We start from the raw sequence: 9,029 nt of genomic DNA, 5'->3' as shown, positions 1-9,029 counted from the left end.
CCGCGCGCCCGCCGACGGCACCGAAGCCGGCGCCAGCCTGCCGCCCTGGCTGCAGCCGCTGAGCGCGCTGCGCGCCAAGGCGAGCGCAGCATCAGGTACTGCGGCCGACACGGCAGACCGCCGCGCTGCCGTTGAAGGCGGGCGGGGTTCCGCGCACGAGGCGGCTGCCGGCCCCGGGCGCCACCGGCAAGGCGGCGGGCGTGGTGGCCGATTCCGCCACGCAGGACGCCAGCGCCCTGGCCGCCGGCATGACGCCTGCGGAATCCACCCTGGGCAGCACGCTGGCCGGTACCGATTTCGCCAGCACGCTGCAAAGCATGACCGCCGGCGCGGTCAACCCGCAAGCCAACCCGACCCACGCCGCGCCGGTGGCCACCCCGCCTGTGGATGTGCCGATTCCGGTGCCGGTGCGTGACCCCCCCGAATTCGGCACCCACGTGATGATGCGGGCGGGCGACCTGGCTCAATCCGGCATCACCGAGGCGCAGTTGCACCTCAACCCGGCCGACATGGGGCCGATCCGCATCCACATTGCGATGGATGGGCAGAAAGCACAGATCAACTTCGAGGCCAGCCACGCTGAAACGCGCGCGCTGCTGGAGGCCGCGCTGCCGGCGCTGGCCCAGTCGCTGCAGGACGATGGCCTGCAGCTGGAGCGCAGCAGCGTCGTGCAGGTGGTCGATCTGCCGGCCGAGCCCCCCACGCTGGGCGCCGGCTCGCAAGGCGCGGGCGGGCAGCAGGGCCGTCAGGACAGCAACCCGTCCTGGCGCGACATGCCGGGGATGGCCGCCCTGGCGGCGCAGCGTCCCCTTCGGGCGGCCGGGGACGGCCGTGACGCGCTGGCACCGCTGCCGCGTACCGGCTGGGGTGCGGCTACGCCCGGCATGGGCGCGCGTGGGCTGGATCTCTACGCCTGAGGCACGGCACCTGTCAGGGCATTAGTGCACGCGGCGTGGCACTAACTCAGGTCTCAGGGCGGTTTACCGCCCTTTTCCACGTTTGGCCGGCTGGGCGAATCTGAATAATCCAGTTTGTAGGAACCGGCTTGTGCCGGGACCCCGGTGGCCCGAGGGCCGCCCCGACTGTTTTTTGCTGGAGAGCTGTCCATGTCCGCTGCCGCTGCCCCCGCAGGCGATGCGCCCGCCAAGAAGGGCTCCAAGAAAATGATCATCATCATCGCGGTGGTGGTCCTGCTGCTGGCCGCTGGTGGGGGCTTCTTCATGATGAAGAAAAATGCCGCTGCTGCCGAGGGCGAAGAGGGCGCTGATGGCGAGCACGCGCCTGCCGCAGCCGCCGCCCATGCGCCCGCCGCGCCCAAGCCGCACAAGCGCGAGCCCGGCCATCCGCCCACCTATGTGGCACTCGACCCCTTCATCGTCAACCTGGCCGACCGCGACAGCGAGCGCTATGCGCAGATCGGCATCACGCTGGAAGTCGACGAGGCCAAGACCGGCGAGGAAATGAAGGGCTACATGCCTGCCATCCGCAACGCCATCCTGATGATCCTGGCGCACAAGACGGCGGCCGAGCTGCTGGACCGCGAAGGCAAGGAAAAGCTCGCCGAAGAGGTGATGCGCGAAGCGGTGCGCCCGATGGGCATCGAAATCGACGCCGAAGAGCCCGACGACCCCGCCGCCGGCAAGAAGAAACGCCGGCGCGCGCCGGTCTACAACCCGGTGCAGCACGTGCATTTCTCCAGCTTCATCATTCAATGAGCCTGAGATGAACCAGCAAATCCTGTCGCAAGACGAGGTCGATGCGCTGCTGCAAGGCATCACCGGCGAGAGTCAGAAGCTCGATCAGGAAGCCGCGCCCAGCGGCGGCATCCGCGACTACGACCTGGCCAGCCAGGAGCGCATCGTGCGCGGGCGCATGCCCACGCTGGAGATCATCAACGAGCGCTTTTCGCGCAACATCCGCGTCGGCCTGTTCAACTTCATCCGCAAGACGCCCGAGGTGAGCGTGGGCGGCATCAAGGTGCAGAAGTACAGCGCTTTCCTGCGCGAGACAGTGGTGCCGACCAACTTCAACATCGTCAGCGTGCGGCCGCTGCGGGGCTCGGGGCTGATCGTCTGCGACCCGACGCTGGTGTTCTCGGTGATCGACGCGCTGTTCGGCGGCGCGGGCAAGTTCCACGCGCGCATCGAGGGGCGTGACTTTTCGCCCACCGAGCAGCGGGTGATCTCGCGCATCGTCGAGGTGATCGCCGCCGAATACAAGAAGGCCTGGGCGGGCATCTATCCGCTGGAGCTGGAGTACCAGCGCTCGGAGATGCAGCCGCAGTTCGCCAACATCGCCGCGCCGGGCGAGATCGTCGTGACCACCAGCTTCACGCTGGAGATCGGCGACACCACCGGCACGATCCATTTCTGCATTCCCTACGCCACGCTGGAGCCGATCCGCGACGTGCTGTACTCCAGCACCGTGGGCGACTCCAACGAGCCTGACCGCCGCTGGGTCAAGCTGCTGACGCACCAGATCCAGGCTGCCGAGGTGCAGCTGGTGGCCGAGCTGGCCCACGCGCCGGCCACGGTCGAGCAGCTGCTGGCGCTCAAGGCGGGCGACTTCATCGAGCTCGACATGAACAAGATCATCGAGGCCAAGGTCGATGGCGTGCCGGTGATCGAGGCCCAGTACGGCCTGTCCAACGGGCGTTACGCTCTCAAGGTCGAGCGCATGCTGACCAATCAAAACATGACCTGGATCGGAGACCACCATGGCCACTGACAACACCTTCGACACCGACGCCGAACAGGACGCCATGGCCGCCGAATGGGCGGCGGCGCTCGAGCAGCAAGCTGCGCCCGCTCAGATGATTGCCGAAGCGGTGTCGCCCGCGGCCTTCACCAACTTCAGCGGCGCAGGCGCCAATCCGGCCAACCCGGCCGGCAACGACATCAACCTGATTCTGGACATTCCGGTGCAGCTGACGGTCGAGCTGGGCCGCACGCGCATTCCGATCAAGAACATCCTGCAGCTGGCGCAAGGCTCGGTGGTCGAGCTGGACGCCATGGCCGGCGAGCCGATGGACGTGCTGGTCAACGGCTACCTGATCGCCCAGGGCGAGGTGGTGGTGGTGAACGACAAGTTCGGCATCCGCCTGACCGACATCGTCACGCCGAGCGAACGCATGCGCCGCTTGTCGCGTGGCAGCTGAGCGGAGCGTGGCCCGATGACCTCGACCTGGCTGTCCCTGCTGTGGTTCGTGCTGATCCTGGCGCTGATTCCGGCGTGCCTGTGGCTGCTCAAGCGCACCGGCCGCGTGGGCGGGCTGGCGTCGTCGGCACCGGGCGCGATGCGCATGGTGCAGTCGCTGTCGGTGGGCGCGCAGCAGCGCGTGGTGACGATTGAAGTGGGCACGGGTGCCGAGCGGCGCTGGCTGGTGCTGGGCGTGACGCCGCAGCAGATCCGCACCCTGCACACGCTCGACAACCCGCCGTCGCTGGACGCCGGCCCGGCCGCACCGCTGCCGACCTGGCTGGCGCGCTGGCAGCCGACGGCGCAGGCCCCTGCTGATCTACCGGGAGCGCATGATGGTCGCTGACATGAAACGCGCGATCCGCGCCGCGCTGCTGGCCGGCCTGGCCTGTGGCCCGGTGGCCGTCTGGGCGCAGGGCGCGCCAGCGGCGTTGCCGCTGCTGGTGGGGCAGAGCGGTGGCGGCTCCAGCTATTCGGTGCCGATCCAGACGCTGCTGTTTTTTACTGCGCTGTCGTTCCTGCCGGCCATTCTGCTGATGATGACCGGCTTCACGCGCATCGTGATCGTGCTCGGCCTGCTGCGGCAGGCGCTGGGCACGCAGGCGGCGCCGCCGAACCAGGTGATCATCGGGCTGTCGCTGTTCCTGACCTTCTTCGTGATGGGGCCGACGCTCGACCGCGTCTACAACGACGCCTACAAGCCCTACGCGGCCAACCAGATCGGCTTCGACGAGGCGCTGGTGCGCGGCGAGGCACCCATGCGCCAGTTCATGCTCAAGCAGACCCGCCAGTCGGACCTGGCGCTGTTCGCCAAGCTGGCGCGGCTCGATGCGGGCGTCAAGCCCGAGGACGTGCCGCTGCGGGTGCTGGTGCCGTCGTTCGTCACCAGCGAGCTGAAGTCGGCGTTCCAGATCGGCTTCCTGATCTTCATTCCCTTCCTGGTCATCGACATGGTGGTCGCCAGCGTGCTGATGAGCCTGGGCATGATGATGCTGTCGCCCGTGCTGGTGGCGCTGCCCTTCAAGCTGATGCTGTTCGTGCTGGCCGATGGCTGGAACCTGCTGCTGGGCTCGCTCGCGGCGAGCTTTGCCACCTGACCGTCCGGAATCGACATCATGGGTTCATCACAGGTTTTCACCCTCGGCCAGGAAGGCCTGACCATCCTGCTGATGGTGGCCGCGCCGATGCTGCTGACCATCCTGGTGGTCGGGCTGGTGGTCAGCGTCATCCAGGCGGCCACGCAACTCAACGAGCAGACGCTGTCCTTCGTGCCCAAGATGATTGCTGCCGTGGTGGTGGTGGCGGTCGCCGGGCCGTGGATGATGTCGACGCTGGTCGAGTACATCCAGCGCACGCTGATGGCCATTCCCACCGTGGTGGGCTGAACGATGGGGCGCTAGGGCAGTGATCGGTTTCAACGAAACGCAGATCATGCAGTGGCTGCTGCCGCTGCTGTGGCCCTTCATTCGCACGCTGGCGCTGTTTGCGTCGGCGCCGGTGCTGTCACAGCGCAGCGTGCCGGCGCGCGTCAAGGTCGGGCTGGCGCTGCTGGTGGCCGTGGCGGCCCAGGCCTCGCTGCCCGTCATGCCGATCCTGCCGCTGGACAGCCCTGCGGCCCTGGCGATGGTGATGCAGCAGGTGCTGGTGGGCGTCACGCTCGGGTTTGCTGCGCGCGTGGTGTTCACGGCGGTGGAGTTCGCCGGCGAGCTGATCGGCCTGCAGATGGGCCTGAACTTTGCCGGCTTCTTCGACCCGGCCACGGGCGGGCAGGGCACGGCGACCTCGCGTTTCTTCAGCACCATCAGCGCGCTGCTGTTTGTGGTGTCCGACGGCCACCTGCTGCTGACGATGGCGGTGGTGCGCAGCTTCGAGGCCTTTCCGGTCAGCGATCAGCCCTTTGCGGTGATCTCGGCTCTGCAGCCGCAGGTCTGGGGCGCGGAGATCTTCCGGCTCGGGCTCTGGATCGCGCTGCCCATCATCACGATGCTGCTGTTCGTCAACATGGTGCTGGGCGTGATCTCGCGCGTGGCGCAGCAGATCCAGATCTTCTCGGTGGGTTTCGCCATCACCGTCTCCGTCGGGCTGCTGGGCATCCTGGTCACGCTGCCCATGCTTGAGGTGCCGATGATGACGGCGCTCGAACACATGCTGGCGCTGTTTCAGTGAGCCGGGCCCGGATAATTCGGGCATGAACCGTTTTCTTTCATTGGCCCTGGCCGCACTCACCTTGACCGCCTGCACGCCCACGCTGGACTGGCGCGAAGCACGCCTGGGCGAGTTGCTGCTGCTTTTTCCCTGCAAGCCTGACCGTGTCGAGCGCTCGGTGACGTTGGCACAAGGCGCGACACCGGCGCAGATGCTGGTGTGCGACGCGGGTGAAGTCACCTGGTCGGCGACCTACTTTCCGCTCCAGGACGGCGCCTCGGCGCAGGATGTGCTGCCCGAACTGCACGACAAGCTGCTGGCCAATCTACGCGGCAGCGACGCGCCGCAGCCTGCGCCCAAGCCGCCAGCAGGGGCCGCCCCGAGCGCGGCAGCAGGTACCGCCGACGTGCTGCGCCGCAGCCTCATCACCGGCCTGCGTCCGGACGGCAGCACGGTGCAGGCTGACGCGGTCTGGCTGGCGCATGGCGCTCAGGCGTATCAACTGGTGGTGCTGACGCGGGCGGGAACCCCGGCAGCAACGCAGGCGGGCATTGCGGAATTCATCGAGTCCTGGCGCTGGTCGCGCTGAGGCGGACGCAAGGCGGCTAATATTTGCCCATGGCTCGTCTCCTGATTCTTGCGCATTACCCCCTGGCCTCGGCACTGAAGTCGGTGGCGCAGCACACTTTCCCCGAGCTGAGCGAACGGGTCGTCGCCCTGGACGTGATGGCGCAGTCCAGCATGGAGGAAATCGAAGCGCAGGTGCGGGCCGTGCTGGCTGCGCCTTGCTCCGAGGCCGACACGGACACGCTGGTGCTGACCGATGTGTTCGGCGCCACGCCTGCCAACGTCGCCCAGCGTCTGGCCGATGGCGTGCATGTGCGCGTACTGGCGGGCGTGAATGTGCCGATGCTCTGGCGCGCGCTCAATTACGCGCGTCTGCCGCTCGACGAGCTGGTGACGCGTTCGATGATCGGCGGCACCCAGGGGGTGCTGCCGATTGCTTCCACCCGACCCCAGAACCAGGCCCAGTCCACCACCGCCCATGATCCGCAGCACTATCACCATCAGCAATAAGCTGGGCCTGCATGCCCGCGCCTCGGCCAAGCTCACCAAGCTGGCCGGCAGCTACCCGTGCGAGGTCTTCCTGAGCCGCAACAGCCGCCGCGTCAATGCCAAAAGCATCATGGGCGTCATGATGCTGGCCGCCGGATTGGGCAGCGAGGTCGAGATCGAGACCGATGGCGAGCGCGAACAGGACGCGATGGAGCAGCTGCGCCGCCTGATCGACGACAAGTTCGGCGAAGGCGAATAAAAAACGGCCCTGAGACAAGACTCAGGGCCGTGAAAACCTAGATATTCCTTCGAGGCACTCAGGCTTCCTGACCGGGCAGGAAATGGCGCCGGTAGCGTGCGGGCAGATCGCGTAGGCGCATCATCATCGGCAGGTCGGCGGTGTTGAAGTCTGGATCCCAGGCCGGCGGGCCCAGCACCTTGGCGCCGCAGCGCAGATAGCCTTTGATCAGCGCGGGTGTCTCGACCTGCAGATCGTTGCGCAATCCTTCCACCGGCAGCGCCAGGCGCGGCCTCACCTGGTCTTCAATCGGTGCCAGATGCGTCTGGCGCAGTTGCTCCCACAGGCTGGTGGCCACATGGCCGCCGTCGCGCATGCTGACGCTGGCGCAGCCGATCATGGTGTCCAGGCCATTGCGTGCCATGAAATCCCCTAAAGCGGCCCACAGCGTCAGGATCACGCCGCCGTTGCGGTGGTCCGGGTGCACGCACGAGCGCCCCAGCTCGGCCATGCGGCCGGTGAGGTGGCGCAGGCGCGTCAGGTCGAATTCTGTTTCGCTGTACCAGCCGCCCACTTGGCGTGCCGCCGCAGGGGTCAGCACGCGGTAGGTGCCGACGACTTCACCGGGCTCGCCGTCCTCGCCCTGCAGGCGCACCAGCAGGTGTTCGCAGTGGGCATCGAACAGGTCGCGGTCGTGGCCGGCCGGTGTGCCGGGCAGCGAGGTCAGCCGCGCGCCCATCTCTTCCGCGAACACGCGGTAGCGCAGGCGCAGGGCGCTGTTGACTTCGGCTTCACTGCGCGCCCAGGTCGCACTCAGCACCGGAGCCGGCACCGAGGTCGGAATGACGCCGACCGGCGCAATGGCAGTCTGGCTGCGGGCGGTGGCAGCGCCGTCGACCAGCAGATTTGCCCGGCGTGCCGGACGGCGGTGCGACAGCTCTGCCAGTGGCAGGGTGGGCAGTGGTAAATCCCTCATGCATGGCTCCTCTTGACGATGGGTTCATGCTCGCCGGAGGGGATGACACCGCCGTGTCGCTGTCATGACGTCTGGATGACAGACGGCCTGACGTGCGTCACCCGCTATCTCTATATATATATATGTCACAGGGCATTTCCAGCGGGTCTGCACGGAGCGTTTTGCGGCGCATGCGCTGATAGCATCAAGTCATGAGTCTGCAAGTGTTTGGATTGCCGGTGTCACGCGGCGTGGCCATCGGTCGTGCGGTGTTGGTGGCGTCCAGCCGCATGGACGTGGCGCACTATTACGTGGAGCCGGCGCAGGTGCCGGCCGAGATCACGCGGCTGCGACATGCGCGCCGCCAGGTGGGGGCTGAGTTGGAGGCGCTCAAGTTCGAGGTGCCTGCCGACGCGCTGGCCGAGTTGGGCGCACTGCTCGACGTCCACCTGATGCTCTTGCGCGATGAATTCCTGGCCGAAGCCACGGCGGCGTGGATCGTCGACCGGCACTACAACGCCGAGTGGGCGCTGTCGGCGCAGCTCGAAGTGCTGGCCCGCCAGTTCGACGAAATGGAGGACGAATACCTGCGCGAGCGCAAGGCCGATCTGGAGCAGGTGGCTGAGCGGCTGCTGCGGGCGCTGGCCAACCAGGCGGGCAGCGCGCTGGTGCGACCGGTGGGCGCGCGCGATTTCGCCGGTGAAGATCCGCTGGTGCTGGTTGCCAACGACATCTCGCCGGCCGACATGCTGCAGTTCAAGGGCAGCGTGTTCACGGGCTTCGTCACCGATGTGGGCGGGCGGACCTCGCACACCGCCATCGTCGCCCGCAGTCTGGATATTCCGGCGGTGGTCGGTGCGCGCGAGGCGAGTCGGCTGGTCTGCCAGGACGACTGGGTCATCATCGACGGCGAAGTGGGGGTCGTGATCGTGGACCCTTCCCCCATCGTGCTGGATGAATACCGGTTTCGGCAGCGTCAGGCGCAGGTCGAGCGCGAACGACTCAACCGTCTGCGTCACAAGCCTGCAGTGACTCTGGACGGGCAGCGGGTGGAGTTGCTCGCCAATATCGAGTTGCCCGCCGATGGCCAAGCCGCCATGGCCGAAGGGGCCGAGGGCGTTGGCCTGTTCCGCAGCGAGTTCCTGTTCATGAACCGCGAGGGCGCCTTGCCTGATGAGGACGAGCAGTACGAGGCCTACAAGGCCGCCGTGCTCGCCATGCAAGGCTCGCCGGTGACGATCCGCACGGTAGACATCGGCGCTGACAAACCGCTGGAGCGACTGTCTCTGCACGAGTTGCGGCACGAGCACACGCTCAATCCCGCGCTGGGCCTGCGGGCCATTCGCTGGAGCTTGGCGGATCCGGACATGTTCGAGGCCCAGTTGCGTGCCATCTTGCGAGCGGCTGCGCTGGGACCGGTTCGCCTGCTGATCCCGA

13 protein-coding genes are annotated in these 9,029 nt (G+C 67.2%); 12 read left to right on the top strand and 1 reads right to left on the bottom strand.

What is annotated here, in order from left to right:
- The first annotated feature begins 200 nt into the window (after positions 1 to 200).
- The 11 genes from AC5IG3_RS07525 (at position 201) to AC5IG3_RS07475 (ending at position 6,658) form a co-directional block, all read left to right on the top strand.
- The gene (locus AC5IG3_RS07525) at positions 201 to 917 is read left to right on the top strand and encodes a flagellar hook-length control protein FliK (protein WP_491905679.1); all 717 of its coding nucleotides are present in this window, start codon (positions 201 to 203) and stop codon (positions 915 to 917) included.
- Positions 918 to 1,106: 189 nt separating this feature from the next.
- Positions 1,107 to 1,715 carry a flagellar basal body-associated FliL family protein gene (locus AC5IG3_RS07520; protein WP_491905678.1) on the top strand — a complete coding sequence of 203 codons (609 nt, stop codon included), beginning with the start codon at positions 1,107 to 1,109 and terminating at the stop codon, positions 1,713 to 1,715.
- A gap of 7 nt (positions 1,716 to 1,722) precedes the next feature.
- The gene (fliM, locus tag AC5IG3_RS07515) at positions 1,723 to 2,727 is read left to right on the top strand and encodes a flagellar motor switch protein FliM (protein ID WP_491905677.1); all 1,005 of its coding nucleotides are present in this window, start codon (positions 1,723 to 1,725) and stop codon (positions 2,725 to 2,727) included.
- On the top strand, positions 2,717 to 3,157 hold the full coding sequence (fliN, locus tag AC5IG3_RS07510) for a flagellar motor switch protein FliN (protein ID WP_491905676.1): 441 nt from the start codon (positions 2,717 to 2,719) through the stop codon (positions 3,155 to 3,157). Before fliM ends, fliN begins: the two co-directional genes overlap by 11 nt.
- A 15-nt stretch (positions 3,158 to 3,172) precedes the next feature.
- On the top strand, positions 3,173 to 3,544 hold the full coding sequence (gene fliO, locus AC5IG3_RS07505; protein WP_491905675.1) for a flagellar biosynthetic protein FliO: 372 nt from the start codon (positions 3,173 to 3,175) through the stop codon (positions 3,542 to 3,544).
- A gap of 1 nt (position 3,545) precedes the next feature.
- Positions 3,546 to 4,295, top strand: coding sequence for a flagellar type III secretion system pore protein FliP (gene fliP / locus AC5IG3_RS07500; protein ID WP_491905674.1), 750 nt, complete (start codon positions 3,546 to 3,548; stop codon positions 4,293 to 4,295).
- A gap of 18 nt (positions 4,296 to 4,313) precedes the next feature.
- A complete protein-coding gene (gene fliQ / locus AC5IG3_RS07495; protein ID WP_491905673.1) occupies positions 4,314 to 4,583 on the top strand; it encodes a flagellar biosynthesis protein FliQ in 270 nt (89 codons plus the stop codon).
- Between the two features lie 19 nt (positions 4,584 to 4,602).
- Positions 4,603 to 5,364 (top strand): flagellar biosynthetic protein FliR, encoded by a 762-nt coding sequence (fliR, locus tag AC5IG3_RS07490; protein WP_491905672.1) that lies wholly within the window; start codon positions 4,603 to 4,605, stop codon positions 5,362 to 5,364.
- Between the two features lie 22 nt (positions 5,365 to 5,386).
- Positions 5,387 to 5,932 carry a hypothetical protein gene (locus AC5IG3_RS07485; RefSeq protein ID WP_491905671.1) on the top strand — a complete coding sequence of 182 codons (546 nt, stop codon included), beginning with the start codon at positions 5,387 to 5,389 and terminating at the stop codon, positions 5,930 to 5,932.
- Between the two features lie 29 nt (positions 5,933 to 5,961).
- Entirely contained in the window at positions 5,962 to 6,420 is a 459-nt protein-coding gene (locus AC5IG3_RS07480) for a PTS sugar transporter subunit IIA (protein WP_491905670.1), read from the top strand.
- Complete coding sequence (locus AC5IG3_RS07475) at positions 6,389 to 6,658, top strand: HPr family phosphocarrier protein (protein WP_491905669.1); 270 nt, start codon at positions 6,389 to 6,391, stop codon at positions 6,656 to 6,658. Before AC5IG3_RS07480 ends, AC5IG3_RS07475 begins: the two co-directional genes overlap by 32 nt.
- Positions 6,659 to 6,716: 58 nt before the next feature.
- On the opposite strand, the gene AC5IG3_RS07470 is transcribed toward AC5IG3_RS07475, so the two are convergent.
- Entirely contained in the window at positions 6,717 to 7,613 is an 897-nt protein-coding gene (locus AC5IG3_RS07470) for a GNAT family N-acetyltransferase (RefSeq protein ID WP_491905668.1), read from the bottom strand.
- 191 nt (positions 7,614 to 7,804) lie between these two features.
- Between AC5IG3_RS07470 and AC5IG3_RS07465 the strand changes: the two genes are divergently transcribed.
- Positions 7,805 to 9,029: phosphoenolpyruvate--protein phosphotransferase (locus AC5IG3_RS07465; RefSeq protein WP_491905667.1), on the top strand; the 1,225-nt coding region annotated here is incomplete at its 3' end.

The organism is Leptothrix sp. (in: b-proteobacteria) (assembly GCF_965250675.1).
GTDB lineage: Bacteria > Pseudomonadota > Gammaproteobacteria > Burkholderiales > Burkholderiaceae_C > Sphaerotilus.
This window is presented reverse-complemented; position numbering and strand designations above follow the sequence as displayed.

Bases quoted from the DNA above. Each gene is read 5' to 3' on its own strand.
- AC5IG3_RS07520 (WP_491905678.1), top strand. From the start codon at position 1,107: ATGTCCGCTGCCGCTGCCCCCGCAGGCGATGCGCCCGCCAAGAAGGGC.
- fliM (WP_491905677.1), top strand. From the start codon at position 1,723: ATGAACCAGCAAATCCTGTCGCAAGACGAGGTCGATGCGCTGCTGCAA.
- fliN (WP_491905676.1), top strand. From the start codon at position 2,717: ATGGCCACTGACAACACCTTCGACACCGACGCCGAACAGGACGCCATG.
- fliO (WP_491905675.1), top strand. From the start codon at position 3,173: ATGACCTCGACCTGGCTGTCCCTGCTGTGGTTCGTGCTGATCCTGGCG.
- fliP (WP_491905674.1), top strand. From the start codon at position 3,546: ATGAAACGCGCGATCCGCGCCGCGCTGCTGGCCGGCCTGGCCTGTGGC.
- fliQ (WP_491905673.1), top strand. From the start codon at position 4,314: ATGGGTTCATCACAGGTTTTCACCCTCGGCCAGGAAGGCCTGACCATC.
- AC5IG3_RS07485 (WP_491905671.1), top strand. From the start codon at position 5,387: ATGAACCGTTTTCTTTCATTGGCCCTGGCCGCACTCACCTTGACCGCC.
- AC5IG3_RS07480 (WP_491905670.1), top strand. From the start codon at position 5,962: ATGGCTCGTCTCCTGATTCTTGCGCATTACCCCCTGGCCTCGGCACTG.
- AC5IG3_RS07475 (WP_491905669.1), top strand. From the start codon at position 6,389: ATGATCCGCAGCACTATCACCATCAGCAATAAGCTGGGCCTGCATGCC.
- AC5IG3_RS07470 (WP_491905668.1), bottom strand. From the start codon at position 7,613: ATGAGGGATTTACCACTGCCCACCCTGCCACTGGCAGAGCTGTCGCAC.